The sequence below is a fragment of the Sediminibacillus terrae genome (assembly GCF_009602435.1).
Lineage (GTDB): Bacteria > Bacillota > Bacilli > Bacillales > Amphibacillaceae > Sediminibacillus > Sediminibacillus terrae.
The window spans coordinates 253165-279303 of sequence record NZ_VZDQ01000025.1; the positions used below are offsets into that span (position 1 = coordinate 253165).

General features: G+C 42.2%; 27 protein-coding genes. 20 read left to right on the top strand and 7 right to left on the bottom strand.

The genetic code is table 11. The features are described from left to right. The first annotated feature begins 8 nt into the window (after positions 1 to 8). Positions 9 to 1682, top strand: coding sequence for an alpha-glucosidase (locus F6X55_RS14595; protein ID WP_153464430.1), 1674 nt, complete (start codon positions 9 to 11; stop codon positions 1680 to 1682). Between the two features lie 347 nt (positions 1683 to 2029). Here F6X55_RS14595 and F6X55_RS14600 read toward each other — a convergent pair whose 3' ends face one another. Further along, positions 2030 to 2641 carry a TetR/AcrR family transcriptional regulator gene (locus F6X55_RS14600; RefSeq protein WP_237648685.1) on the bottom strand — a complete coding sequence of 204 codons (612 nt, stop codon included), beginning with the start codon at positions 2639 to 2641 and terminating at the stop codon, positions 2030 to 2032. 190 nt (positions 2642 to 2831) lie between these two features. On the opposite strand from F6X55_RS14600, the gene F6X55_RS14605 reads away from it, so the two are divergent. The 4 genes from F6X55_RS14605 (at position 2832) to F6X55_RS14620 (ending at position 6821) form a co-directional block, all read left to right on the top strand. Then, on the top strand, positions 2832 to 3593 hold the full coding sequence (locus F6X55_RS14605) for an SDR family oxidoreductase (RefSeq protein ID WP_153464432.1): 762 nt from the start codon (positions 2832 to 2834) through the stop codon (positions 3591 to 3593). A gap of 138 nt (positions 3594 to 3731) precedes the next feature. Next, positions 3732 to 3980, top strand: coding sequence for a DUF3949 domain-containing protein (locus F6X55_RS14610; RefSeq protein WP_153464434.1), 249 nt, complete (start codon positions 3732 to 3734; stop codon positions 3978 to 3980). A gap of 164 nt (positions 3981 to 4144) precedes the next feature. Then, positions 4145 to 5581, top strand: a complete 1437-nt coding sequence (locus tag F6X55_RS14615) for an AAA domain-containing protein (RefSeq protein WP_161993095.1) — start codon at positions 4145 to 4147, stop codon at positions 5579 to 5581. A gap of 97 nt (positions 5582 to 5678) precedes the next feature. After that, positions 5679 to 6821, top strand: coding sequence for an AAA domain-containing protein (locus tag F6X55_RS14620; protein ID WP_237648686.1), 1143 nt, complete (start codon positions 5679 to 5681; stop codon positions 6819 to 6821). A 103-nt stretch (positions 6822 to 6924) separates the two neighbouring features. Here the strand turns inward: F6X55_RS14620 and F6X55_RS14625 are convergent, their stop codons facing one another. Beyond that, complete coding sequence (locus F6X55_RS14625) at positions 6925 to 7626, bottom strand: class I SAM-dependent methyltransferase (RefSeq protein ID WP_153464440.1); 702 nt, start codon at positions 7624 to 7626, stop codon at positions 6925 to 6927. A 192-nt stretch (positions 7627 to 7818) separates the two neighbouring features. On the opposite strand from F6X55_RS14625, the gene F6X55_RS14630 reads away from it, so the two are divergent. From F6X55_RS14630 to F6X55_RS14660, 7 genes are all read left to right on the top strand, one after another. Then, on the top strand, positions 7819 to 8319 hold the full coding sequence (locus F6X55_RS14630) for a hypothetical protein (RefSeq protein ID WP_153464442.1): 501 nt from the start codon (positions 7819 to 7821) through the stop codon (positions 8317 to 8319). A 184-nt stretch (positions 8320 to 8503) separates the two neighbouring features. Continuing rightward, positions 8504 to 8719 carry a DUF6366 family protein gene (locus F6X55_RS20100; protein ID WP_153464444.1) on the top strand — a complete coding sequence of 72 codons (216 nt, stop codon included), beginning with the start codon at positions 8504 to 8506 and terminating at the stop codon, positions 8717 to 8719. 53 nt (positions 8720 to 8772) lie between these two features. Beyond that, positions 8773 to 9138 (top strand): NIPSNAP family protein, encoded by a 366-nt coding sequence (locus F6X55_RS14640; RefSeq protein WP_153464446.1) that lies wholly within the window; start codon positions 8773 to 8775, stop codon positions 9136 to 9138. A 190-nt stretch (positions 9139 to 9328) separates the two neighbouring features. Continuing rightward, entirely contained in the window at positions 9329 to 9811 is a 483-nt protein-coding gene (locus F6X55_RS14645; protein ID WP_153464448.1) for a DUF2975 domain-containing protein, read from the top strand. A 10-nt stretch (positions 9812 to 9821) separates the two neighbouring features. Beyond that, the gene (locus tag F6X55_RS14650) at positions 9822 to 10043 is read left to right on the top strand and encodes a helix-turn-helix domain-containing protein (RefSeq protein WP_153464450.1); all 222 of its coding nucleotides are present in this window, start codon (positions 9822 to 9824) and stop codon (positions 10041 to 10043) included. A gap of 95 nt (positions 10044 to 10138) precedes the next feature. Then, positions 10139 to 10906 carry a DUF817 domain-containing protein gene (locus F6X55_RS14655; protein ID WP_153464602.1) on the top strand — a complete coding sequence of 256 codons (768 nt, stop codon included), beginning with the start codon at positions 10139 to 10141 and terminating at the stop codon, positions 10904 to 10906. 345 nt (positions 10907 to 11251) lie between these two features. Further along, on the top strand, positions 11252 to 13225 hold the full coding sequence (locus F6X55_RS14660) for a methyl-accepting chemotaxis protein (protein WP_153464452.1): 1974 nt from the start codon (positions 11252 to 11254) through the stop codon (positions 13223 to 13225). A 198-nt stretch (positions 13226 to 13423) separates the two neighbouring features. Here F6X55_RS14660 and F6X55_RS14665 read toward each other — a convergent pair whose 3' ends face one another. Next, complete coding sequence (locus tag F6X55_RS14665; protein WP_026569288.1) at positions 13424 to 14464, bottom strand: ketopantoate reductase family protein; 1041 nt, start codon at positions 14462 to 14464, stop codon at positions 13424 to 13426. 190 nt (positions 14465 to 14654) lie between these two features. Here F6X55_RS14665 and F6X55_RS14670 point away from each other — a divergent pair, with 190 nt between their 5' ends. Further along, the gene (locus F6X55_RS14670; protein WP_153464454.1) at positions 14655 to 16139 is read left to right on the top strand and encodes a methyl-accepting chemotaxis protein; all 1485 of its coding nucleotides are present in this window, start codon (positions 14655 to 14657) and stop codon (positions 16137 to 16139) included. Between the two features lie 91 nt (positions 16140 to 16230). Here the strand turns inward: F6X55_RS14670 and F6X55_RS14675 are convergent, their stop codons facing one another. Together F6X55_RS14675 and F6X55_RS14680 are read right to left on the bottom strand one after the other, a co-directional pair. Next, the gene (locus tag F6X55_RS14675) at positions 16231 to 16716 is read right to left on the bottom strand and encodes a hypothetical protein (protein WP_153464456.1); all 486 of its coding nucleotides are present in this window, start codon (positions 16714 to 16716) and stop codon (positions 16231 to 16233) included. 174 nt (positions 16717 to 16890) lie between these two features. Then, positions 16891 to 18147 carry a helix-turn-helix domain-containing protein gene (locus F6X55_RS14680; RefSeq protein ID WP_153464457.1) on the bottom strand — a complete coding sequence of 419 codons (1257 nt, stop codon included), beginning with the start codon at positions 18145 to 18147 and terminating at the stop codon, positions 16891 to 16893. Positions 18148 to 18418: 271 nt separating this feature from the next. Here F6X55_RS14680 and F6X55_RS14685 point away from each other — a divergent pair, with 271 nt between their 5' ends. The 5 genes from F6X55_RS14685 to F6X55_RS14705 are packed head-to-tail and all read left to right on the top strand — an operon-like array spanning position 18419 to position 21996. Beyond that, positions 18419 to 18577 (top strand): hypothetical protein, encoded by a 159-nt coding sequence (locus tag F6X55_RS14685; RefSeq protein WP_153464460.1) that lies wholly within the window; start codon positions 18419 to 18421, stop codon positions 18575 to 18577. A 54-nt stretch (positions 18578 to 18631) separates the two neighbouring features. Then, positions 18632 to 19105, top strand: coding sequence for a thioredoxin domain-containing protein (locus tag F6X55_RS14690; protein ID WP_153464463.1), 474 nt, complete (start codon positions 18632 to 18634; stop codon positions 19103 to 19105). 10 nt (positions 19106 to 19115) lie between these two features. Next, positions 19116 to 20924, top strand: coding sequence for an ABC transporter ATP-binding protein (locus F6X55_RS14695; protein WP_153464465.1), 1809 nt, complete (start codon positions 19116 to 19118; stop codon positions 20922 to 20924). Continuing rightward, a complete protein-coding gene (locus F6X55_RS14700) occupies positions 20925 to 21473 on the top strand; it encodes a MauE/DoxX family redox-associated membrane protein (RefSeq protein WP_153464467.1) in 549 nt (182 codons plus the stop codon). Next, entirely contained in the window at positions 21460 to 21996 is a 537-nt protein-coding gene (locus tag F6X55_RS14705) for a thioredoxin domain-containing protein (protein WP_026569295.1), read from the top strand. The genes F6X55_RS14700 and F6X55_RS14705 overlap by 14 nt, the downstream gene beginning before the upstream one ends. An 81-nt stretch (positions 21997 to 22077) precedes the next feature. Here the strand turns inward: F6X55_RS14705 and F6X55_RS20105 are convergent, their stop codons facing one another. Next, the gene (locus F6X55_RS20105) at positions 22078 to 22239 is read right to left on the bottom strand and encodes a hypothetical protein (protein ID WP_162832879.1); all 162 of its coding nucleotides are present in this window, start codon (positions 22237 to 22239) and stop codon (positions 22078 to 22080) included. A gap of 486 nt (positions 22240 to 22725) precedes the next feature. On the opposite strand from F6X55_RS20105, the gene F6X55_RS14710 reads away from it, so the two are divergent. Then, positions 22726 to 22956 carry an excisionase family DNA-binding protein gene (locus tag F6X55_RS14710; RefSeq protein WP_026569296.1) on the top strand — a complete coding sequence of 77 codons (231 nt, stop codon included), beginning with the start codon at positions 22726 to 22728 and terminating at the stop codon, positions 22954 to 22956. A gap of 131 nt (positions 22957 to 23087) precedes the next feature. Here F6X55_RS14710 and F6X55_RS14715 read toward each other — a convergent pair whose 3' ends face one another. Next, positions 23088 to 24044, bottom strand: a complete 957-nt coding sequence (locus tag F6X55_RS14715; RefSeq protein ID WP_026569297.1) for an LCP family protein — start codon at positions 24042 to 24044, stop codon at positions 23088 to 23090. Positions 24045 to 24485: 441 nt separating this feature from the next. Between F6X55_RS14715 and F6X55_RS14720 the strand changes: the two genes are divergently transcribed. After that, entirely contained in the window at positions 24486 to 26063 is a 1578-nt protein-coding gene (locus tag F6X55_RS14720) for an alpha,alpha-trehalose-phosphate synthase (UDP-forming) (RefSeq protein WP_081704442.1), read from the top strand. The last annotated feature ends 76 nt before the right edge of the window (positions 26064 to 26139 follow it).

Below are 26139 nucleotides of genomic sequence, written 5' to 3' on the forward strand. Positions count from 1 at the left end.
TGGTTGGTATGACGACGGCATGGTGGAAAAAGAGTACGGTATATCAGATTTACCCGAAAAGTTTCAATGACACGACAGGCAATGGAGTGGGAGATATCCCGGGCATCATTGAAAAACTCGATTATATAAAAAAACTTGGAGTTGATGTGATTTGGCTGTCTCCGGTCTATGATTCTCCGCAAGAAGACAATGGTTACGATATACGGAATTATAGAATGATTGATGAGTTGTTCGGTTCCATGGAAGACATGGACAGGTTGCTGGCAGAAGCGCATAGCCGTGATTTGAAAATCGTTATGGATCTGGTAGTGAACCATACCTCAGATGAACACCCATGGTTCGTAGAGTCAAAGAGTAGCAAGGACAATCCCTATCGTGACTATTACATTTGGAAGGATGGAAAAGCGGACGGAGGACCTCCGACGAACTGGAGATCAATTTTCAGCGGGTCAGCGTGGAAATATGATGAACAGACTGGTCAATATTATCTTCATTTGTTCGCGGAGAAACAGCCTGACCTTAACTGGGAAAATCCCAAAATGAGAAAAGACGTCTATAACATGATGAACTTTTGGTTGGATAAAGGGATCGACGGATTTCGCATGGACGTCATCAATTTCATATCGAAAGACCAGGCTTATCCGGACGGGGGAGTGAAGAGCGGGGAGAAATATGGGGATCCGGGTCCTTATTTCGTTAATGGTCCTCGTATCCACGAATTTTTACAAGAGATGCACGGAGAAGTCCTTTCGGGACGTGACGTCATGACAGTAGGAGAAATGCCAGGAGCTGAACCAGAAGATGCGACAGTTTATACGGATCCGGATAATCAAGAGCTGGATATGATTTTCACGTTCGAACATATGTCGCTGGACGAAGAGGGGGAAGATAAGTGGAACATAAAGCCTCTGGACCTGAGAAATCTGAAGGAGAACTTTGAAAAGTGGCAGACCTCCCTTCATGGCACCGGTTGGAATAGTTTATATTGGAATAATCATGATCAGCCCCGCATCGTTTCCCGATTTGGTGATGACGGAAAATACAGGGAGAAGTCTGCGAAAATGCTTGCAACCTGCCTGCATATGATGCAGGGGACCCCATACATTTATCAGGGGGAAGAGATCGGAATGACGAACGTACACTTTGAGGACCTGAATGATTATCAGGATATTGAAACGTTGAATATGTACAAGGAAAAATCCGAACTTGGCTGGTCCCATGAAAGGATAATGGAAGCAATCTATACGAAGGGCCGAGACAATGCGAGAACTCCAATGCAGTGGGACGATTCGAAGAATTCGGGATTCACGGAAGGAACGCCGTGGCTTCCTGTAAACGATAATTATAAGTCTATTAATGCAGAATCGGCACTTCAAAATAAAGATTCTATTTTTTATTACTACCAAAAATTAATTAGTTTGAGAAAAGGGTGGGATATTATAACCTCTGGCTCGTTCAAATTATTAATGAGAGAAAGCCTGAATGTGTTTGCGTACCAAAGAGAAAATAGTGAAGGGATTCTCGTTGTTTTGTGTAATTTTTCAAATGAGGAACAGAGGTTGGAAGAAGAAATAACGACTAACATTAAAAATGCATCTCCACTGATATCTAATGAAAATAACTTCAAATATCGAGAACTGCAACCGTTTGAGGGCTCTGTTTACTACATTCCCAAAGAATAACAAATACATGCAAGAATGTGAAAAGGAGGTGATAGTTATATCAAATTAATATAAATTAATTTTCAAAATGTTACTTGTTTTACTGAAAATAACCAAATATAAAACTAGTAGAATATTAGGTGCCTTCACAACTTTTAACTGAACTTGCCCAATAGGAGTACCAACTACTCTGCCGGTTGCAAATTTATATAACCGCACATATTCCCTCCACGTAATGATGGCAATTAGTTGGGTAGATAACGTTAAAATGTAATTTTGTGTTATAAAAACCTCCTTTTATACATAATACTAGTTTAGAAGCTTTTCTATCAAAATTTCAATATCCCTTCAAATCAATAGTGCTATCGTTACTTCTCCAAATCACTCCGTATCTTAAACCTGCTATTCACCGGACTGAACTTCAACATTTCCAATAACTGATCGGCCATGTAAGCCGGCGTTAGCTTGAATCCGCCTTCCACCCATTCCATGATCATACCGAAAATCGCATAGGCCTGGTAGCTGGCGTGTAGTTCCGGATCAATGTCAGGGCTTGGTTCTATCTCTGCCAAGTCTTGGAGGGGCAGTTTTTTTAATTCATTGGAGATTCGTTTATGAAATCCCGGCAATGCGTTGGATTGGATGATCAGTTGATAAAAGTTAGCATGAGCGTATACATGCTCGAAAATTTTCACGGCTGAAGCGGACAAACTATTGAACGTGAAGGAATCGGTATCCTGATACGGTTGGCGGTAGGAGTCGACCAGGTCTTTGATGACTTCCTCGATGATATCTTCCAGCAATTCTTCTTTATATTTATAGTGCTTATAAAATGTACCCCGATTGTAATCAGCATGTTTCACAATATCAGTGATGGTGATAGCTTTGAAATCGTGACTTTGCATCAAGGTAATCAATGCGTTCTGCAGCGCTTTTTTCGTCCGCTTGATTCGTTTATCGATCTTTTGGTTAGACGACAATGTAATCCTCCTCTGTACATTATCAGCAGGTTATTCAACAAGATGGCTTGATTTGTTACTTAGTGGACATTTGCGGGATTCATTGGTCATTGTGTTTCTTGCTTCCTCCTTATTATACTATAGATAGATGTTTGTTAGTGAACATCTGTTGAATAAATCTCAATGAAAGCGATTAAAGGGAGGGGAAAGCATGAAACTGAAGGATAAAGTTGCCATCGTAACAGGAGCAGCCTCCGGAATGGGAAAAGCAATTGCCAAGCTGTATGCATCGGAAGGCGCCAAAGTGGTGGTCGCTGACATCAACCTGGATGGGGGGGAGGCTGCAGCGAAGGAAATCGCCAATAATGGCGGGAATGCAAAAGCCGTTTCTGTGAATGTAATCAAACAGGAAGATGTAGACAACATGATCGATACAGCGGTGAAGGAATTCGGCACACTGGATATTCTGGTGAACAACGCGGGCATCATGGACGGATTTCAACCTGTCGGGGACATTGAAGATGATCAATGGGATTTCATTTTTGACGTCAATACGAAAGGTGTCATGCGAGCGATGCGTAAAGCACTTCCGATTTTCTTAGATAAGCAAGCTGGCGTGATTATCAATACCGCTTCCACCGGAGGGTTGAACGGAGCGCATGCTGGGGCTACCTATAGTGCATCGAAGCATGCGGTGATTGGATTGACAAAGAACACAGGATTCATGTATGCCGAAAAAGGCATTCGCTGTAATGCCATTGCTCCCGGCGGAGTAGAAACAAACATTGGTTCCTCTATGAAGAATATGAATCAGTTTGGCTTTGAGCGTACAAAATCTGTCCGTGATGTTATGCCTCGGACCGGCAAGCCGGAAGAAATCGCGAAGGTTGCACTGTTCTTAGCTTCAGACGAAGCAAGCTTTATTAATGGAACAGTTGTTACAGCTGACGGAGGCTGGACGGCTGCATTTTAATAAACGTAGAAACCCGGAATTGGAGAATGAAGGTTCTCAAGTTTCGGGTTTTATTTATGCATCTCTTTGATTTACTCTGAAACTATAAAGTGCTTCAAACCGTAAATACTAGTAATACCAAGGCATGGAGGGATTTCTATGTGGACTATATTTCTAATGCTGATCAGTATTCTAGTTGTCGTAACAGCGGTTATGGTACCCCTGCAAGTCCGCTATTTAAAAGTAATGAAAGAAGAAATGAAAAGAAAAAGACTGTCCCAGCAGGAGTATTTCAGTAAAATGCCGATACAAGAAGAAATGCTGCATGCAACTGCTCAGGGAAACATTTTTATCATTCCGGCTAATTTTATTGCCTGGCTGTGGTTGAAATGGAAAAAGGAAATATGAGCTGAAGGCATTTATCAAGAAGTTTATTATAATCCCATTTTATTGAATAACGGTTGTACGATCCCGAATTTTGAGCATTGCCATTTTACTAGGTGGATATTGGTTGCAGGAAAAGTATGGTAAAATGGTTGTGGCACAATTCGACGGAAGAGGGGTTCATAAGATTGGACATAAAGCAGCATCTGCTCCTTCTTAAAGGTGAGGACAAAACAGATCAAGTAGATACCTGTACGCTCCGGGAAGGGAAATGGCAGATCAGATATAAAGGCAATAGTAAGTTATATACATATAGAGAGCATAATGTAGAGTGGTTAAAGGATCCAACGCAAATTGATCCTGTTATTAATATAGTGTATGAAAAGAATAAAGTGGTATCCGACCTTCAACTTGTTCTGGATTTTTCCACTTATTTCCGGCTTATCTTTAAAAACGGATTTCAAAAATTGTTGCACGCTTCTGATGTTCGTTTTGAACAAAGCAGCCTGGTTAATCACAGGGCAAAAAATTGTTTCGATTATCTAAAAACGGTAGCAAACTCGATGAAAGAAAAGCAAGATGAAGAACAAAGCTTCCTGGGCAGACAATTCAATAGTATGGATAAGATCAGTCCGCGAAGTGTACTGTCTTCTTACTTGGAAAAGAAACCTTTAACAAAGAAAAAACTACAACAACAGGTAATTTTTCCTTTTGGTTTTAATGCCAGTCAAAAATCTGCAGTAGAAAAAGCAATCACGGAGCAAGTAAGTGTAATCGAAGGACCACCAGGAACAGGTAAAACACAAACCATTTTAAATATTATTGCCAACGCGCTTATGAATAAGGAAACAGTCGCAATCGTTTCCAATAATAATTCGGCAACTGCTAATGTTCTTCAAAAGTTGGAGAAAGAAAAGCTGGACTTTGTTGCGGCATACCTTGGCAATAAGGAAAATAAGAAGTCGTTTTTTGCAGAGCAGGGACCCTATCCTGCTGATATGGAAGAGTGGAGTTTAGATGAAGAATCTAGCCAGCATATTAAACAGGAATTACTTGATAGTCAAAAAATGTTGGATAAAATGTTGGAATACAAGAACCAGCATGCTTTGCTGAGACAAGAGTTGGATCAATTGAAAACCGAATACGTCTATTTCACTCAATATTATAAAGAAGAGAAGTTTTCTTCTTTTCAATTGAACTCCCTCTTCCGTTTACATTCTGATAAAGTAATGAAGATTCTAATTGACTACAAGCAAACTGTTGAAAAGGGTAAGGTGAAATGGAGAAATAAATTATACAATTTGCTTGTTCACGGTGTCTTCAGCTTTGGGCTTTATCAGCATCCACCAACAACAGTTGTTTCTTTTTTACAAAACAAGTATTACCTATTGAAAATAAATGAATTGAAGCAAAGAATAGAGGAACTAGATCAAAAACTTGCCCATACCACCCATTCATTACGTGGTAGTGCTGGTAAAAACTATTTGTTTGATTATGTTCTTATTGATGAGGCTTCCCAAGTAGATGTTGTACTTAGAATTACAGGGTACTCTTTCAAAAACTGGTTAAAATCTTTCCATATGACATCTTCAGAGAATTTCTTTCTATTCTTTCTCTTTTCATAGAAAGAAACTAATCCGCCTTTAAATAATTCCATCGACTTTTCACTGTATTCTTTCATAGCCTTTTCAAAGTCATATTGATCTTAAACAGCTTCCCAACGTGGTTCCCGAAGATGTTAGGGAGAAAACTTCACGAATATTCGCAGGTTATACACTGGATGATGCGTATCATTATGCAGAACATAGTTTACTTTCTTCCATAACGGCCTTATACGAAGACATACCGAAAACACTATTAAAAGAGCATTATCGATGCCACCCTAAGATAATCGGTTTTTGCAACAATAAATTTTATAATAATGAATTGGTCGTACTAACTGATGAAAAGGAAAAGAAGGACCCGTTGGTTTTGTATAAAACAGTAAAAGGAAATCATGCGAGGGGGACAGTCAATCAGCGGCAGATTGATGTAGTGCTTAAGGAAATAATCCCTGAGCAAAAGTTGTTCAATGGGACAGAGTCACTGGGAATTATTACTCCTTTTCGAAGGCAGGCAGACAAATTTAATGAGGAAAAAAACAAAGAGAGGTTTGAAGTGGATACTGTACATAAGTACCAAGGGCGTGAAAAAGATACAGTCATTCTTTCAACCGTTTCGAATGAAATCTCCACCGATGACTTTGTGGATGATGCTAATCTGGTCAATGTTGCTGTGTCGCGTGCGGTTAATCAATTAATAGTCGTGGTAGCGTCAGGTGGTGACAAATGGAAAGGTACGAACGTCGGAGATTTAGTGAGATATATAAAGTATAATAATTTTGAGGTAATAGAAAGCAAGGTTCGTTCTGTTTTTGATCTACTTTATAAAGATTATTCCAGCACATTAAAGGAAGTAATGAAACGAAGAAAGCGAGTGTCCGCCCATGCTTCAGAAAACCTCTTGCATGCTGTTATAGAATCGGTGTTGAAACAACCAGAATTTCAAAGTCTGGATTTCGTGATGCACCAACCCCTAAGAATGTTAATTAAAGATCCAACCGTGTTGACGCCTGAGGAACGGAAATTCGCCATGAACATTTTTACCCATACAGACTTTGTTATTTTTAATAAGCTGGATAAAATGCCAGTCTTAGTCGTCGAAGTAGATGGTCATGCTTTCCATGCAAATAATCCGGTGCAACAAGAAAGAGACAAGATGAAAGACCGGATTCTGAAAAAGTACGGGATAACGATAGAGAGAATGGAAACAACAGGAAGTGAAGAGGAACTGAAGTTACGTAACAAACTATTGAAATTGGTTTAAAATAGGATACTTCCACTTCCATACAAAAAGAAAAAACCCCCTTTTCATATGTCGACCTGTGCTCGTCACGGGGAGGGGGGATTTCCTGAATGCCTAAACGGAGCTATTCGAGGCGGGAAATATACGAACAAGCCCCTATCTTAGAAGCGTATTTCTCCGTTAACAATTGATGATACATCAACATATCGTTATATGCTCTATCCAGCTTTTCAATGCGGTACACTTCTCCGGGTGCTTCTTTATTTGCTGGAATCATTCTCGATTCCACTTGTTTAAAACCCGCTGAAGCAAGGTGGTTTTCCCATTCTGTTTGATTGAGCAGTTCAGAAAATCCATAGAACGCTTTAACTTCTGCTTGTTCATCGGGCTCCAGGTGACCAATTTTCGTCATTTCGTTCATCATTAAAGTGCCATTAGGCTTCAGCACTCGCCTGTATTCCTTTAAAGCCTTCCGTACCTGGGTGAAAGCTGTCACGGATTCGGACAGGACCATATCAAAACTATTCTCTTCGAATGGAAGTTCTTCTATATTTCCTTTGAAGACCCTTACAGGCGATGGGATTTCGGCGATACGCTTTCTGGTTTTTTGGATCATTTCTTCATGTTGATCAATGCCGTAAACGGTACATCCGTACTTTTGGGCAACGTAAGCGATGGTTTGCCCGGTACCACAGCCTGCATCCAGCACGTATGATTGCTTGTTCAAATCAACCGTGTCCAACATCTGCTTCGTCTGTTTAAGGCTGCCGGGATGGGCTCCGCCAATATGGAGTGCAGCCAGCAAATCGGTATAGTTTTTCTCCACTTTTGCTACCTCCGGACTTTTGGGATTCCTTCCCTTTTATGCTATGCGTGTTTGCGAGGTATGGGAGTAGGCTATCATATCAGTATTCATCCATTTGGTAAATAAAGCCTACTTGTGTTGCTTTCTTTTCCTGTTTTGCAGGTGGTATAATCATCTTGGCTATTTATTCATACATCAAAGGAGAGAACACAATTGAAAAAGTTTTTGCTGAGCATTCTTATGATTTCATTGGCTGTTCTGTTCACTGCTTGTTCAGAAAGTGACACAGATAAGGCGGACCAAGATACATCGAGCGCAGACGAAGAAACTGCTGAGACAAAAGAAGCGGGTTCGTCGGATGTGAAACCGGGCGATATCGAAATAACGGATGAAATAAAAGACATGACTTATTCCACGATGGAAGAGTATGACGGAGTCAAAGACGCTTATATTGAAGTAGACGGCGATCAAATCACCATGACACTGCAAGTAGGAGCCAGCTTGAATGAGGAGAAGCGAAAAGAGCTTGGGGACAACTTCGTGCGAAATCTTTCTTCCAATACCTCGTTCTATTATGATGAACTGGAGGGACCGGAGAAAGATAGTTATGGTACCCTGTTTGAGATATTTGATTTGCAAATCGGAGTGGGGCCTGGATCAGAAGATATACTTCAGGGGGCCAAGGTGACATCCGGAAAAAGCATTATGTGGTGATAATTAGTAAAAGAGACTAAATCCTGAGAGGGGGTTGGTCTCTTTTTTATATCTCTTTTTCGTGAAGCGTTCAGTGCTTATCTATCCATCTGACGAAGGGAAATGAACATCCTCTGTTGAATGTATAACTTATACCGGCGTATTATCTAACAAAAAATACAAAATCAATAAGCGGAGGAATTTTTTGGATAAACACAGAGAAACACCAGAAGACAGAGGAGCGCGACATCGGCAGGAAGAAATGAAAAACAATGCAACGGGCAATTTGCATGATGCTTATCATCGCTCGCAAAGTGGAAGTCTTGTGGACTTGTTAGAGGGATTGGGATGGAAAGGAACAGGAATCCTCATTGTTGTCTTCATCTTGGGATTACTTCTCTATGCCGTCTGGTTTCATTAACCGAAAAAATCCCCTCGGCAAAATTAAGTTACAGGGATACGGAGGAGGGTACGATGATTTATCGAAGAAAAACCTATCACATTGACCCACGGATCAAAGAAGAATTTAATGAGCATTTCAACAAGACACTTTTACCTACCCAGTTAAAGTATGGTGCTAGACTAGTCGGCAGATGGATGGCAAAAGAAAACAACGGAACCATTGAGATTTTTGCTATGTGGGAATATCAAAGTTATGAGGAATACGAAAAAATTGAAAGCAAGATTAGGGCTGATAAAGGACACGTAAACCGGGTAGAAGGTTGGTTTGAGAAAATGGGAGGGCGAGAAAAGCTTAAAGAAGTATTTTTCAAAATCGACCAGGACTTTTTGGAATCGACTGTACCACGAGATAAAACAATCATGGCAAAAAAAACTTAAGCAACAGTTCGCTTCTAGTTAATACTATAGGAGTTTTGGAGAGCATTCTTTTCACGAAAGAATGCTCTTTCTTTATGTCTGTGAAATGTAAGTAAAGATAAAAACATGACACAAAACATTAATTATTTATTGAAAAACGATAAATAACATGATATTATTCAAAGGAATACTAATCAGGTGAGGTGCTCTTATGAAACGTGGAACAACACTTTTTTTGCGAATTGCTGTAATCCTTATCGGCATCCCGATTTTGGCCTTGTGCATTTTTGTCGTGCCGGAAATCGGCAGTTTCGCAGCGGAATTATATCCGGACATGGCATACTTGAAATATTTTGTCTGGGTCGATTTGTATGCCTCGGCAATTCCTTTCTACTTTGCTCTGTATCAGGCTTTTAAACTGTTAGATTATATCGACAAGAACAAAGCTTTCTCTGATTTCTCTGTACAAGGACTCAAGAAGATAAAGTATTGTGCAGCAGCCATTACTGTACTGCTCATGGCGGGCATGCCTCTTTTTTATCTAATAGCAGAGGCAGATGACGCTCCGGGAATCATCCTGATCGGCATGCTCCTTATTTTTGCGGCACTTGTCATTGCGGTATTTGCAGCTGTTCTCCAGAAGCTTTTGCAAGAAGTGATTCATATAAAATCGGAAAATGATTTAACGGTCTGAGGTGAGGAATATGGCGATTATCATCAATGTGGATGTCATGCTGGCGAAAAGGAAAATGAGTGTCACCGAACTTTCAGAGAGGGTCGGGATTACGATGGCGAATCTTTCGATATTAAAAAACGGAAAGGCGAAAGCGATCAGGCTATCGACTTTGGATGCTATTTGTAAAGCGTTGGATTGCCAGCCTGGAGATATATTGGAATACCGGGCCGATGAAGAAACCGGGACATAAGTGGAATGTTACAGAAAGAAGGAGGAAAAGCCATGAATCAAATGGGAAGAAGCGATGCTGCGCACGGGGGCTATCATGCAAAAACAGAGAAGTGGATAAGACCGGCAAAACAGCTTGTTTGTTTTGGATGGGAACAGGCAATGTCCTGTTTATTCCCGGTCGTTATTTTTGTTTCATTGGCCCTGACAAAAATTGTGCAGCTCCCCTTCCTGCCAAGGTATGACTGGCTGCTCATCATTTGTCTTTTGATGCAAATTTTGATGGTGCGTTCGGGACTTGAAACTCGGGATGAATTAAAAGTGATTACATTGTTTCACCTTATCGGGCTTGCTCTTGAGCTCTTCAAGGTACATATGGGTTCCTGGGCTTATCCTGAGGAGGGGTATTCCAAGATTTTCGGGGTACCTTTGTATAGCGGGTTCATGTATGCAAGCGTCGCGAGCTATCTTTGCCAGGCGTGGAGAAGGCTGAAGGTAGAGCTCATTAAATGGCCGCCGTTTGGAATCGTTGTCCCGCTTGCTTCAGCGATTTACTTGAATTTTTTCACCCACCACTATTGGCTGGATCGTTGGATTTTGGCCGTGCTCGTGGTGATTGTTTTTTGGCGGTCATGGGTCGCATATGAAGTTAATGGAACATGGTACCGCATGCCGCTGGCACTTTCTTTCGTGTTGATTGGTTTTTTTATCTGGATCGCGGAAAATATCGCCACATTCTTTAGTGCCTGGGAATATCCGAACCAAGCCGAAGCGTGGAGCCTCGTACATTTAGGGAAAGTGAGCTCCTGGCTTTTACTGGTGATTGTCAGTTTCCTGATAGTGGCGACGTTGAAACGGGTGAAGGGGAGAAATTCACAAGATTGAATATCAAGGTGAAAATCTCCCTTCATCATTATTTCAATCACAGGCGGGATACAGGGAATCAGCGAAGTCACTTCGAGAAAGAACATACAAAGAACTGAACTGCATTCGATTTTACTAGAGCAAACTTTGCCTGAATAGGTGCTATACATATACGCTTACACAGATTTTTTGGGGGAAATAGCCTATTATTCTACAATTAGGCAGACAAGTGAGTTGGAAGTCCTGGCTTTTATAGGCATAAATTCTTAAAAAACACTAAAAATTTGGTGGATTTTGTCGAAAAATCGTGCTATTCTATAAAAGATTTACATAAAACATCGAAAGATAACACAAAGGAGCCAGATAATGTTCAAAAAATCGATTAGGGCAAAACTGTTTGCCTCGTTGTTGCTAGTTTCACTTGTCCCCTTAGTATTGATAAGTATCATTCTGTACTCTACTGCGAATAAAGGGCTGGAAAACATTCTCCATAACAATATTCTCTCTTCAAAAGAATCAATTACCGCACAATTAAACAATGTTTCAGAAGACCTTTTGAATCTCACTCAATCCTATGCTGAAAATGAAAATTTAATACAAGCGTTCCGAAGTGGTGATCAGCAGCAATTAATAGAAGAGGTTGAACCGATTTTCACCAGATTGCAGACAGAACACCAGATGGATGTTTTGGAATTTGGTAATACAGAAGGCGAAGTAGTGCTGCGCGGACACGATATAGAAAAGTACGGTGATGATAAAAGTGATATACCGGCTGTCCAGGAAGCGTTAGCGGAAAATACGATTGCAGGCTTCGAGTTTGGCAGCAGCGGGTTATCGGTACGTGCTTTTGCCCCTATTGTTCACAACGAAGAGGTGATTGGCACACTGCAAACAGGCTTAGATGGAAAAGTCATTCAATCGATCACCGATTCGTTAAAGGGAGTTCAGCTTAGTATCATGAATACAGAAGGGGAGACACTTGTTTCCTCTGATGACAAAAATATTGGAGAGAAGACAAGTGATTCGTCTCTTCTATCGAAAGTGAATGCAGGTGAAGAAGTGTTCAAGGAAAATGATACTTCCTTGCACTATTATATGCCTTTGGAGGATCCTACACAGTCTGAAGTCATCGGCATCATAAAAATAGACCAGGATGCTTCTGCTGTTAAAAGTTTGAATGACAAAATTTTGTTTTATGTAATTGCAATTGGACTCATCACTGTTGTCATTGTATCTGTCATCGCTTTTTTCTTGAGCAGTGGCTTTACAAAACCTATTCAACAAGTTACATCCGTGATGGACAGGTTGGCAAATGGGTTTTTGAATAATGAAGTCAAAGGCGAGGAAAGAGAGGACGAACTGGGGCAGTTGTCGAAATCAGCCTCAGCTACACAAGCTAATTTACGGGAAATGATTGAGAAGATAGCAAGACTTTCCGGGGTAGTTAAAGAACAGTCTGCAAAGGTGAAACAAGCGAGCAGGGAAATTGATGAAGGAAGCGGTCAAACGGCATCTACAATGCAGGAACTTGCTTCCGGATCTGAGCAACAGGCTCAAGCGTCAACAAGCTTGTCGGAACAAATGGCAGATTTCTCATCCAAAATCAACCGGGCGACAGATAATGGTGTCTTGATTCAGAAGTCATCAAATGAAGTATCGGAAAGTACCAAGTATGGAAACCAATTGATGGAAAATTCCGTTACACAAATGAACAGTATTTACGATTTAGTAAAAGACTCCGTTCAAAAGGTGGAGTCGCTTGATAAGCAATCTGATGAAATATCCAGACTAGTCAATGCTATCGAAGAAATCGCGGAACAAACTAACTTGCTTGCTCTAAATGCTGCGATTGAAGCGGCAAGAGCAGGAGAACATGGCAAAGGTTTTGCTGTGGTGGCAGATGAGGTGCGCAAACTTGCTGAGCAAGTATCAGCATCTATCTCGGATATTACGGGCATTGTAGAGTCCGTACAATCGGGATCGAAAAGTGTGGCGGAATCTTTGAAAGCTGGCTACAAGCAAGTCGACGAAGGAACTCAAGTAATGGAGATAACTGGATCTGAGTTTAAAAAAATCAGTCAATCGGTGGAGCAAATGGTTGCTAATATCGAAAACATAACCGGAGACTTAGAAGAAATCAATGAAAATAGTCATGGAATAAATTCATCTATCGAAAATATCGCTTCCGTTTCCGAAGAATCTGCAGCAGGTATCGAACAAACTACAGCGTCTGTTGTTCAGGTCAGTAGTTTGATTGGTGATATCTCGACGAATGCTGACTCATTGGCTCAATTGTCAGAGGAATTAGAGGAAATGGTTAAACAGTTTAAAACAGAGTAAGGAAAAGGATAGAGTAGAGAAACAGACAGGAAAGGCCCGAATGGAGATTCGGGTCTTTTTCTCATTTAAAAACAGCGCTCATCAAAGGTGATGAGCGCTGTTTTTTCCTTTTGCCTAGAAATATTTTTCGTGATTTTCGGGATAATCATTGTCGGGAACAGATTCGTAGTTCACGTACCTGCCCCCCCATTGAGTACTTTATATTTCCTTCTCGATTAACTGCTTGAAAGGTACAAGGTTTTCTTCAAATACAGGCACTGTTTTTTCATTCTCAGCTTCTCGGACCAACTTGACCAGCAGATCATTAAATGGTGTAGCAATCCCGGTTTCTTTCCCTTTTGCGACTACTTCGCCATTGATATAGTCAATTTCTGATTTGCGCTGCTTTTCCAAGTCCTGCAGCATGCTCGCACGTAACAGAGCCTGGGGTTTGAATACTTTTCTTGCCATGGCGATGACTTCTGAGAGATTGCTCTTGTCTTTGTTGATTTTGAATGTTTTGGCAACATCGATACCAGCGATAGAGGTGAACGCTACGCCGGATGCTTGTCCGGCTTCCAAGGTTTCATCCGCAAGCATGACCGCACTGGTTACAGCGGTGTCATCGGCCAGCACGTCTCCATATGTACAGCCGAACACGGTAGAAGTTCCACTCATCGCTACGTTGACCAACAGCTTGGACCATTTCGTGCCGATCAGGTTTGTAGAGATTTCTGTTCCGCCGACAAGCTCCAGTACTTTTTTCAATTTTTCCGTTCGTTCCGTGATGCTGCCGTCCAATTCTCCGATTTGAAAAGCATTGGCTTTGAAAGATTCTGCTGTGGTAGTCAACTCTGATACTCCTGGTTTGATCCAGGTGGCCCCGAATTCCACGGATCCTCCAATGACACGTTTTTCGCCTAGCTCATTCGCCAGTCCTTCTTCCGGTACACCGTTCTGCAAAGAAAGAACGATGCTTTCCTCATTTATGTATTGCTTGAGGTTTTCCAAGACTTGCCCATTATAGACCTGCTTCGTCAGCAGCAACACCAAATCATAAATACCGTTCATCTCAGCGGGGGTGATGGCTGTGACAGGGATCGTTTCATCCACCGTACCAACTATTGTCGCTCCCGATTTATTCAACGCATCCACATGCTCCTGATTTACATCGATTAGTTCCACTTCCTGTTTGCCTTTTGACAAATAAGCACCGATTATTGTTCCTAAAGATCCAGCTCCCATTATGGCAATTCTCATCAGAAAAACCTCCCAAGGTGTATGATAGATTAGGCTAATTGACCTAAAAATTACTGTAAAAGACAATAAAATTATACCAAAATGAGAATATTTTATCAAATAGTATTCCTTTTGTAGGTAAAATGTATTACGATGGAAACTACGGAAAAATATTCTTTAATAACAGATTGATAGGGGAGAGGGAGATTGTATGGAACAGCATGATAGCTATAATACGCAGCGGGTACATAAAGTCAACTTGGTGTTGCTGTTACTTGTCGTTTTTCTGTTAGTCATCCCGATTGTCATCGAGCGCGGGCTTAGTGATGCGATGGGCATTATCATCGCGGGGGCACTCGTCATTTTGCTTTCGGTGGGTAACTACTTTTTGCCGATTCGTACATACTGGAAAGGGTTTATTTTTGCGTTGCTGCCTTACTTGGTTGTCATCGCACTTTTCTTCACAGACGGCTATGCGTTGAATAAACACTATTTATTATTATTATCGATTGCCATGATTGCACTTTATTTTAAAAAAGAATTGATCCTTGTGTTCGGAATTGTAGTCGACATCGGACTAGTGGTGACATATTTGTTCAATTCTGCCGAGTTGCTGAACGTAGATGATAATTTCAAAGGATTCATCACTGTTTTTGTTTTGGTCAATGGGGTCTTGGCTGCACTTTATTTGTTGACCAACTGGGGTCGTGAGCTGATCAATGCGTCCTATGAAAAGGAACTGGAAGCAAAGCAGTTGATAGGGAAACTGGAAGAAACGTTTCGATCGATAGAAGAAGGAACCACAACATTGGAGAGCAATATCAGTCATTTTAATACCAATATTTCTACCATATATGATTCCAGTCATCATATTTTGGACTCGGTCCAGCAAATGGCCGCCGGAATCCAGGAAGAAGCGAACAGCGTTTCGATGGTTAGTGAATCGATGGGAAGTTCCCTGCAGAAAACCAATCAGACGATCGCCATTTCTCAACAGATAGCAGACCAGTCAGGTGTCATGAATGACAAAGTGCAAGACGGCTGGGATAAAATCAACCAGGTGACAGAACACTTTACGACAGTGAATGCAGCAATTGGGACGACGACTGTAACGGTTTCAGATCTTCAGTCGAGCCTGGAAACTGTCAACTCCCTGTTGGAGGGCATCAAGCAAATTGCCGATCAAACGAATCTGCTGGCATTGAACGCCGCTATTGAGTCGGCTAGGGCCGGAGAGCAGGGGAAAGGATTCGCGGTTGTTGCAGATGAAGTGCGTAAGCTGGCGGAGCAGAGTGCGAGCATTACCGTGGATATTACCGAAGTAACCAATACGCTTTTCCATAAATCACAGGAAGCCCAGGAGAAATCGAGCCAGGGCGAGTCGGCGGTTGTCGAAGGACAAAAGCTGTTAAGCGAAGTTTCCCAGTTTTTCGAGGAAATGAAGGATTCATTCCAAGGGACGAATGAACAGCTTTCCTTGGGTATGGATGAGATCAAGTCGGCTACGGACAATTTTGCTCAGATTCAGACCCAAATCGAAAATGTGGCAAATATCTCGGAAGAAAATGCGGCGTCCACCCAGGAAATCGTTTCGACTCTGGAAAATGAACATGAGTTGATTGCCGCGATCAATGACGCCGTGGCAGAGATCAATAAGCTTAGTGGTGAGTTGAAAAATATGGTTGACAACAAATGATCGGTCGTTTCATGGAGTGCGAATAATAGTAGCGTAACGAGAAAGGAACAGTCGGCGGCAGGCCGTCACTGTTCCTTTTTTAGTGTACTTTTTAGTTTTGCGCTTCGCGAAATGCTTCCTCTGTTCCGACAAACCCGATCATCGTAGATAGTTCTGTTCCATCCTCCGCAGTACATGAACTTAGATAGACGATAGGGCCCCGTTGGGATATGTAGGAGCATTCGTATGTACCAGCAGGGGATTGCTCATAATTGCCATAGTTATTTTCAAAGGTGATTGTTTCTCCATCATAGGAAATTTTATTTTCGTAGTGGCTGCCGTCGAGATCAAATACAGAAATTGTCAGTTCGTCTTCCTTGTTTTCTTCCACATTGTTCATCAGTTGCACCAGCTTGTCGGCATTTTCGACTTCGACCGCACCTTGGGCAATTTCTTGAAAGCTGTTGGCTTGATGCTGGGCGATCACATCATCGTTTTTCCGGGCGTCTTCCACGGAATAGTTTTCTTCTGAATCTGCATTCGAGCAGGCAGCAATCAGCGCGAGTGGTAATAGTAAGAATAGCAGAATTTTTTTCATAATACCTCCTGAGCGTCAGACTTGATGTGGGTTACTTTTTATTGAACATCCAGTTGGGAAGGGGGGACGATCGGATCTGGCAAATCCTCTTCCATAAGCATGATCGGCAGTACCATCATCGCAGTGCAAAATAAAATGACTAATTTTTTCTTCATTATTACATCCTCCTTGAAGTTATATTGTATTCATTTTCCTGAGCCTGTTCGACTCAGAAAAATAATAACTGGATTTTTTGTAATGATGTGCTTTTGAATAGAAATCGCCGAGAATTTCATTACATTCGCATTCCTGCAACCATAGATTACTTTTTTTAAAGAAAGGAATGGCCTCATTGTGGATAAAATGTACCAATTGCTCCACGTCACCAAGAATTTGGTACTTTAAAATGCAAAGCATTAAGAAATCCTTGCGATCGGCAGGCAACTTCTCGCAGTTGGACAATCCTTTTGCTATCCATTCAAGGGCTCGATCGTTTTCCTGCATAGAGGAAAATTCTTGGGCTAGATGGTAAACAGTATTAAGATAACTTTTTATGTGATGATTAATTTTAATTTCGTAACTAGTGGAAAAGCAGTCGATTGCCGCTGGTTTATTATGTAAGCTGCTATGTAACATTCCGATGTTATGATAAAGATAAGCCTGGGCGGTTATGAAATTGAGCTCTCTAGCCAAATGAAGGGCTTTTGTGAACTTGATTCTTGCTTCTTCTGGCTGCTCCAGCCGGTTTAAACAAACTCCGATAATAATTTGACAGCTTATGCATTTTTTAATATTACCTGTCTCCGTGAATGAGTAGAGTGCTTTTTCGGCCAGTGACATGGCGAGAGGCGTTTTGGCAAGCCGGCTGTAAATCAAGGCGGCCTGGTAATAAACCTCTGGTTCTATTTTTTCTGCAATAAGGTTGCCTAAATCAATTGCTTTATTACAAAACTTTAATGCCTGTGGGTAGTCATGTTGAAGATAGAAGTAAATGCTGTTGAAAGAATGGTAGTAATAGGCCAGCTTTGGGGGAAGGTCATCCTGATATTGGTGTAAGAACTCCGCTAGATTTTGTGCTTGTTTAAAATCTTGCTTCAACAAAAAATATCGGAATTCAACTACTGCAAATGTTAGTTTGATTTCTATATTGGTAGAGTTTTTAACTTTTGACTTTAACCCGGCATATTGATTATCGGCTGCTTTCATGTCTTGTTCCCGAAGAACCTCATACCAATGAAAGATTGCCTCCGTCAGCACTCTTAATGTTTGCTTGTTTTCGAGAGGGATATCAATATCCAGCCTTCTTAACAGAAGGGAGAGAATCTCCTCGCTGGGTTCCATCTTATTGTTCTCAACTTTGCTTAGATAGGAAATAGAACATATCCCTTGTGCCAAATCCTCTTGCGTCATTTTGCGCTGTCTTCGATAATAGTTAATCTTATCTCCAATCATAACAAGTTCCTCCTAAACATTGTATTGAGAAATATAATGTCAAAAAGTACTATTATTCCAATTATATTTTCAAAACTTTCTCAATACAATAAATTTTTCTTCTTTTTCCAGTTATTGCGTTTCTCCGATCATAAAAAGTTGAGAAAAAGGAAAGAGAAAGCACTCTATAACAGGGGACTTCTTCACATTTATTTCTCAATACCTTTCCGGGACGAGTCATGCTACGATAATTATGAGAATATTCTCAAAAATAGTAGAAGGAGTGGTTATTATGTCAAAATTATTCTCGAAATTAATTGGTGTAAAATCTCCTGGAGGCCCTGAAAGAGTTCCGGTTTACTGCCTGAGTGATTACCGCTGTTCTTCCCCTTATCAAGGTACTTATGTGGAAATTGGAGGAAAACCCGTATTTAAGCATTGCGGATGTTAATATCCAGGAGGAGGCTGCCGCCTTCTCCTCTTTCAATTAAAGGGGGGATGACCAGTGGAATACGGAATAATGCTGCTTTGGTTTGTGTTTGCCCTCATCATCCTGATACAGATTTTGCGAAGCTTTCGACAGCTTCACGCGGAAAGTGCAAAACATGATTCTTTCAAAGGAAGCATCTTAGAAGGAGAAAAACTGACGGACTATATCGACACCGTTCCGGCAGAGCCTGGAGAAAAGGGATGTGTTGTTGTTTTATCTCCCTCTTGTCCACCGTGTCACTTAGTGCTCGAGGAGATTATCGAGCATGCAGATAATTATCCTGCTAACCTGTCTTTGTATGTGAACGAGACTTCGTCGGGGGAAACAGAAAGGTTTGTGGATAAATACAAGGACGTGATCAGGTTGAACCGGTTGAATAAGGAACATTTTAATAAAATGAAACTCACCTTTACACCTGCTTTTATTAGCTATGATGAACAGGGAGTGGTATCCAGGGTTGGCGTAGACTATAACAATCAGAAGCAGTGAGGCGAATACCATGAATTTTAAAAGCATGCTGAGAGCCATTGGCTTTGTTTGGGAGAGAGCGAAGCTATGGGTGATATGTTCCATTATATTTGCCATTGTCAGTGGTTTGGCGCCTGTAGCACTTGTTTGGGTGATGAAAGAGTTGATCAACACTGTGGCGGTAATCATCCAACAGGAAAGCGCAGACTTTAGCGGTGCTTTCATATTGTTGTCCATTCAATTTTCCATTATGTTGCTTAGTTCGATAATGGACGGTTTGAAGAGTTTCATGGATGACAAGGTGCAAATTGTTTTAGAACATGATTTAAAAGCGTTGAGTTCCCGGAAAGCGATGGCTGCTCCATATTCTTTTTACGATATTCCGGAGTTTTACAATCATTTGGAGCGGGTTACCGGCAGTCCTGGGGCAAAGTTTTTAACTCCGTTGAGGAACCTCCTGAATATCGGTGAGGCGGCTATCAAGATTGTATCCTTTCTTGTTTTTTTGTTTACGATTCACTGGATATTGGTTGTCATCAGCGTGTTTGGAGCAATTCCGATATTTATCGTCCAGGCAATTTACGGCAGGAAGAACTTTTGGCTGATGTTCATGCAAACCCCTGCCGCCAGAGAAATCAACTATATTGAATATTTGATGAACAACAAGCAGGCTGCAAAAGAGACAAGGCTGTTTGGGATTGCCGACTACTTACTCGGCAGATGGTCGAAAAAATACCATAAAAATGCAAGTGAAAAATTAGCTTTGATCAAGAAACAACAATATGCAGAAATAGGGCTGGATTCATTGACTGCACTGATGTATGCAGGGGCAGCCCTCGTGATTATATGGCTTATCAGAACGACGACGGTCAAGATCGGCGAGTTTGTGGCGATTGGACAGGCAGTACAGGGGACCCAGGAAGCAATCGGGCAAATTTCCAATAATTTGGCCCGCCTTTATGAAGACAGTTTTTATATCCGTGATTATTTCGAATTTCTTGATTTCGAGGAAAGCAGTATCGGCCACCATTCCGGAACATTGCCTTTCCCGGCTGCTTTGGAAAAAGGAATCCGGTTCGAAAATGTATCCTACCGGTATCCAAATGCAAACAATGATACGCTTGAAAATATTTCCTTCACGATAAAACAAGGGGAAAAAATTGCAATCGTGGGAGAAAACGGCTCAGGGAAAACAACATTGGTCAATCTGCTTTTTGGACTTTATCAGCCGACCAAAGGTTTGATTCTCTATGATGGAATCGACATGACGAAAATGAGTGAAAAAGAATTACATAAAAACACAACGGTCATCTTCCAGGACTTTATCCGGTATTCTTTTCGAGCTAGTGAAAACATTGCTGTCGGGAAAGAGTTGGACCAAATAAATGAGCAAAAAATGAAGCAGGCAGCCAGATTGAGCGGTGCAGGTAAGTTTATCGAAGAGTTCGAGGAAGGTTATGATACCCAGTTGGGCAGATTTTTGACACAGGGAGAAGAGCTTTCAGGCGGACAGTGGCAGAAAATGGCCATAGCGCGTGCGCTTTACAGGGACAGCCAAGTCATTGTACTGGATGAACCGACCGCATCGCTAGACCCGATATCCGAACTGGAAATTTATAATCAATTTCAACAGATTACGAGAGATAAAACAGTATTGTACATTTCACATCGAATGTCCGCTGCCAGGTTTGCTGACAGGATTCTGGTGATGGGAAAAGGACGAATCAAGGAGCTTGGCACACATGAAGAACTCATGCAAGTGAAGGGAAGCTATTACGATATGTATAACACCCAGGCGCAATGGTATCAAACGGAAACGGGCCTGAGAGGGAGTGGTTGAATGGAACTTCTGACTTCTGCTTTTACATGGACATTGATATTGGTGTTTATTTCTACCGCTGCATCAAAAATCGTCGCTTTCAAATCTTTCGGCACCAAGGTTCAAACAATTATTAAGCGGAATGGGATGATTGCTAAAAGCGCCGCCATGGCGGCGGTGATCGGAGAAGCTTTCGTTAGTATGTCGCTGCTGTTTTCTATACAAAGAAGGGCAGGGTTGGTTTTGGCAGTTATCCTGTTAGTGATCTATTCGATTGCAGTGCTTAATAACCTGATCGAACGAAATACAGAGATGGATTGCGGATGTGGAGGCATACTGGGAAACCATAGAATGTCATACCTTTTGATTCTGAGGAATGTTGCGTTGATTGGAATGGTCGTTACCACGTTCAACCATACATTCTTCCCTTTCCATGATTTATATGGACTATTCCTTTCATTGCTGATCAGCTTCGTTATCCTGTTGATGCTTGCGACTCTTTCGAAAATAGGAGATATGAATGGTGAGTACAAATCCTTAACTGGAGATGATGCACATGGCCAACTTTAATGAATTGTTGCTTTGGACGTTTATGATTATTCAGATGGCAATCATTTTTCTGCTGGCGAGATTGGTAGGTTCTTATATAACAAAGTTGAATCAGCTAGAAGCGAATATGAACATCAAGTTACGGGGGAGCAACGTGACAGAAGGGGACGTTGCCCCTGCATTTCGTGAGTACGATCACAGAAATGCCATTGTGACGTTAAGAGCGGACAAGAATGCAGTCCTCCTGTTTTTGCAGCCGTCTTGTTCTAAATGTAAAGAAATACTTTCCTATATAAAAGAACAAACGACACTTGGTATTGATGTCTTTATTTTTTCTAAAGAAGAAATGGTGCAGAATTCAGCTCACCTTTCTGAGCAAATCCACCTGGTAACATCAGAAACGGTGATTAAAAATTATGGGATAACTGACTTTCCTGCTGTTCTTACCATTGAAAACGGCAGAATAATTGAAAAAATGCTGTTAAGGACAAATGTGGAGGAATTCAGTGAAATCGTAGGCGAGCGTTATTTTAAAGCAAGCTAACCACAAATGCTTAAAGAAGGAGCAGCCCGGTGCAAGGGAAATCTCATGCACCGGGCTGCTTTTTTTGTTCATTGACAGGAGCTATGCCGCACGATGATCATCATCCTCAGGAACCTCTGTATTACGATAAAGCTCCCTCTCGACATCCCAAAAATAAACCCGGGGCAGGCCGAAATACAGCCAATATTCCTGCACCAAAGAAGTACCCACAAATAGCACCAGCTGCCAATCCATCCCTCTCAATAATCCCCCTCCTTTCTTCAGCTTGATGGATAGAGACAGAATAAGAAGCAGAGAGTTAGGTAAGGGGTCCAGGTAAGGGGTCAGTCCCCAATCCGATGTTTTCAGTTCGTTCCTGTTTGGGGACTGACCCTCAAAGTTGCAATTTCGCTTTGGGGCGGCCTTGAAGAGTGATTCCGCTTCTCGAAATGGTGGAAAATACCGCTGTGAGGGTCAGTCCCCCCTGCAGTCCCCCCTGGGTACGGTCCGGTAGAATCTGGTTGTGGGGACTGACCCCGGTTCTGGTTGCTTGCTTATTTACAATATATCGTGGGGGTGGCTTGTTTAAGAACTGGGGGATCGAGTCAGTATAAAACTAGAGTTGTTCCCATGGGATAACGGCTGGTAATCCATGCTGGTTTTTGCCACAATAGAAGGGAACATCTATTTGAATAGGAAAAGGGATCCAGCCGGAGGGGGCGGAAATTCAGAAGAAAAGAGGGTGATGCAGTGTATTTGACGGTGAAAGAAACGGCTGAATATTTGTCCATGAAAGAATCGGTGATTGAAACACTGATTTTGCACAATCGTATCCGGGCCATCCATGATGGCGAGCAGTATCTGATCAACAAGGAACAGTTTGTTTCCCATCTGGAAGAAGTAGAGAAGTATAAGCAGATGATCCAGGAATACCTTGCTGAACCCTTGCCGGAAGATATTGACGTAAAAGACGAGGATTGATAAAAGACGGAAGCACCTTGCCCGCCGCTCGGTAAGCAAAAGCACTTGAGAGATAAGGGCACCCAGCACGAATAAACTCTCCAAACAAAAGAAAAAGCAGGATGCCTGGTCTGGCGTCCTGCTTTTGGTCATTATTCATCTTGTAAAAAGTCCTGCATCAAGGCTGCGTTGTGTTCCATATCAATCGATAATGCCAGTCCTACTCCTTCATATCTCACGTTTTCATAGGAACCGTCCTCAGGAATTCTCAATGTTTCAAAGTCCTTCGTGTTCCCCAACACCACATCTTTTGCCATGCTGGTAATCAAACCGGTGCGGACATTGGTGTCGATATACCCTTGAGCATATCCGACCAATTCAGGCAGTTTGGTGACCGTCGAGACGCTTTTCACCTTGTCGGTAAGCTTCTGGATGACTTCTTGCTGGCGCTGTACCCGGCCGAAATCACTCTGGCTGTCGTGACGAAAGCGCGCATAAGCCAGTAATTCTTCTCCATTCAGTTTCTGCGTTCCTTCTTCCAGCTGAACCCCGAGTGCTTTTTTGTCCTGGGTCATTTCCGGTGTAACCGTTGCTTCGATTCCGTCTGGGGCAATTGTATTGACCACATCGACAAACCCTTCAAAACCGACAATGGCATAGTAGTGCAAATCCACTCCGAAATTATGGCTGATGGTTTCGCGCAGTAAGTCAGGACCACCAATCGCATAAGCTGCATTGATTTTGTTATAGCCGTGACCTGGTATTTCAACATAAGTGTCCCGCATAATCGAGACGATTTTCGGACGCTTCGAACTGGAATCATAATGGGCGATCATAATCGTATCCGTCCGCGCTGGCTCATCTCCACGGGAATCGTCCCCCATCATCAGCACATTAAAATTGTCGGCAGTTTCTTCTGCTCCGTGAAATTCGATCTCTTCCTTTGGCTGCTTCTCTTCGGCAGTCGACTTGGCTTGATACCATTGGTAGAAGGAATAACCCCCGATGGCGAGTATAAGCAATAAAAAGATGACGAGAAAACGTCTTCTCTTTTTGCGTTTACGCCTTTTTTTTCTATATTCCAATCTTTTATCATTCATTTCAGTCATGATAAACTCTCCTAATTTACTTAAATAGCAGTCCGGCGTCCGGACAGCTTTCAACAATATTCTACCATAATATTGCTTAAGATAACTACAGTATCCTTGTGGTTTTCCAATTGTGAATTTTTGCTGGCAATCTGACATGAAGAAATGGCCGACTGCAGAAACTGTTGTCAGATTACCTTCCAAAACTGTAACAATTTTTTAACAATTCATCTATAATGTGACTTACTATATACAATTCAGACTTCAAGTTCTTCTTTTATATGCCTTTAGACCAGCAAAAATTCTCCGCGCATTATCTTCATTCTCGGACTTTCGCCTCAATTTCACCCTGCAAAGAAGATCTTGCCAGTCCAGCCAAAATAAAACTTGTTTTACCCGGAAAAAGAATGGGTATCTATTGGTTACCAGTTATTTTTCTGACAATATTAAGGAGGATGGCAAATGAAACCAGTGAAAAACGTAGAGAAAGGGTCGCCAGAAGGTTCATCCGCGATTACCAAACAAGAAGTACAAACAGGAAATCCGACATATGATAATAAATCTATAAAAATTAATAGAAATACTGGCACATATCAGGAAAATAACGCTGAAACAAATCAAAACAAACAACAACACAAAGCCGATAAAAAGGAGCAGGAGGGTTCGACATTTCTTGTGCTCGCCAACCGGCTCCCGGTAGATAGTTATACAGATGAAAATGGAAATGTCCAATGGAAAAGGTCGCCAGGCGGACTTGTTACAGCATTGGAACCAATGTTGAAGAAGAGAGAAGGTGCCTGGATTGGCTGGGCGGGCGGCACCAGTGAACCCCCAGCGCCATTCAGAGAAGATGGCATGAAAATCGTGCCGATCGAACTGACACAAGAGGACGTGGAAGAGTATTACGAAGGTTTTTCCAATGCGACGCTTTGGCCGCTTTACCACGATGCCATGGTGACGCCGAAGTTTGATCGAAGCTGGTGGGATAAATACGTAGAAGTAAACCAGCGTTTTGCCGATGCTGCTGCCAAAGAAGCGGCAGAGGGCGGAACAGTGTTTATCCAGGATTATCAGCTGCAGCTTGTCCCGCAAATGCTAAGGGAATTGCGGCCGGACGTTCGAATCGGCTTTTTTCTGCATATCCCCTTCCCGCCAAAGGAACTGTTCTCCCAACTTCCATGGAGACGAAGAGTGGTCGAGGGACTGCTCGGAGCAGATTTGATTGGCTTCCAAGTACAAGGAGCGGCACGTAACTTCCTGGACTTGACTCGTGACTTCCTCGGACTATCGCCGACGGAAAATACGGTGGTGGCCAAAGACGGCCGGAAAGTCAAAGTCGACGACTATCCTATCTCGATAAGCAGTAAGGAATATGACAGACTGGCTCGCAGTGCCGAGGTGGAAAAATTGATTCATCGGTACCTAAGCGAGCTGGGCAACCGACGCATCATCCTTGGCGTAGACCGCTTGGACTATACCAAAGGCATCGATCGACGATTGAAGGTCTACCGCGAAATGCTTGCTGATGGCATGCTGGACCCGGAGGAAGTGGTGCTCGTCCAAGTGGCACCGCCATCTCGTGAACGAGTTGAAAGTTATGCCAAACTCCGCGAAGAAGTGGAGAGAGAGGTCGGTGGCATCAACGGCGAGTTTGGCCGATTCGGACTACCGGCCGTCGACTATATCCCTCGTTCCTTGAACCGGACAGAATTGGCGGCATTGTTCCGTATCGCCGATCTGATGATGGTAACGCCGATCCGTGACGGGATGAATCTCGTATGTAAGGAATACGTCGCTTCCCGCATATTCGGTAATGGGAACCTGATTTTAAGTGAATTCGCCGGTGCTGCCCAGGAACTGAAAGACGCGTGGTTATGCAATCCGCATGACATCGATGGCATGAAAGAAGTGGTCAAAGAGGCATGGGATGCATCGGAAGAGGAGCAGAAACGCCGGATGAGCACCATGCGAGATCACGTGTTTGAACACGACGTCGACCGCTGGGCGAGCGATATTCTGCATGATTTGGGAATTGACTGAAGCAAAATGAATTTATGAAAAAATTTACCTTCTGTTATAATAGAAATGGATAAGATGAACAAAAGAAGAAGCTTTC

What these genes read in the sequence shown, in the direction of transcription:
- F6X55_RS14670 (WP_153464454.1), top strand. Translation starts at nt 14,655, where the DNA reads ATGGAACAGCATGATAGCTATAATACGCAGCGGGTACATAAAGTCAAC.
- F6X55_RS14715 (WP_026569297.1), bottom strand. Translation starts at nt 24,044, where the DNA reads ATGACTGAAATGAATGATAAAAGATTGGAATATAGAAAAAAAAGGCGT.
- F6X55_RS14680 (WP_153464457.1), bottom strand. Translation starts at nt 18,147, where the DNA reads ATGATTGGAGATAAGATTAACTATTATCGAAGACAGCGCAAAATGACG.
- F6X55_RS14720 (WP_081704442.1), top strand. Translation starts at nt 24,486, where the DNA reads ATGAAACCAGTGAAAAACGTAGAGAAAGGGTCGCCAGAAGGTTCATCC.
- F6X55_RS14700 (WP_153464467.1), top strand. Translation starts at nt 20,925, where the DNA reads ATGGAACTTCTGACTTCTGCTTTTACATGGACATTGATATTGGTGTTT.
- F6X55_RS14665 (WP_026569288.1), bottom strand. Translation starts at nt 14,464, where the DNA reads ATGAGAATTGCCATAATGGGAGCTGGATCTTTAGGAACAATAATCGGT.
- F6X55_RS14675 (WP_153464456.1), bottom strand. Translation starts at nt 16,716, where the DNA reads ATGAAAAAAATTCTGCTATTCTTACTATTACCACTCGCGCTGATTGCT.
- F6X55_RS14650 (WP_153464450.1), top strand. Translation starts at nt 9,822, where the DNA reads ATGGCGATTATCATCAATGTGGATGTCATGCTGGCGAAAAGGAAAATG.
- F6X55_RS14705 (WP_026569295.1), top strand. Translation starts at nt 21,460, where the DNA reads ATGGCCAACTTTAATGAATTGTTGCTTTGGACGTTTATGATTATTCAG.
- F6X55_RS14605 (WP_153464432.1), top strand. Translation starts at nt 2,832, where the DNA reads ATGAAACTGAAGGATAAAGTTGCCATCGTAACAGGAGCAGCCTCCGGA.
- F6X55_RS14660 (WP_153464452.1), top strand. Translation starts at nt 11,252, where the DNA reads ATGTTCAAAAAATCGATTAGGGCAAAACTGTTTGCCTCGTTGTTGCTA.
- F6X55_RS14610 (WP_153464434.1), top strand. Translation starts at nt 3,732, where the DNA reads ATGTGGACTATATTTCTAATGCTGATCAGTATTCTAGTTGTCGTAACA.
- F6X55_RS14695 (WP_153464465.1), top strand. Translation starts at nt 19,116, where the DNA reads ATGAATTTTAAAAGCATGCTGAGAGCCATTGGCTTTGTTTGGGAGAGA.
- F6X55_RS14685 (WP_153464460.1), top strand. Translation starts at nt 18,419, where the DNA reads ATGTCAAAATTATTCTCGAAATTAATTGGTGTAAAATCTCCTGGAGGC.
- F6X55_RS14595 (WP_153464430.1), top strand. Translation starts at nt 9, where the DNA reads ATGACGACGGCATGGTGGAAAAAGAGTACGGTATATCAGATTTACCCG.
- F6X55_RS14640 (WP_153464446.1), top strand. Translation starts at nt 8,773, where the DNA reads ATGATTTATCGAAGAAAAACCTATCACATTGACCCACGGATCAAAGAA.
- F6X55_RS14645 (WP_153464448.1), top strand. Translation starts at nt 9,329, where the DNA reads ATGAAACGTGGAACAACACTTTTTTTGCGAATTGCTGTAATCCTTATC.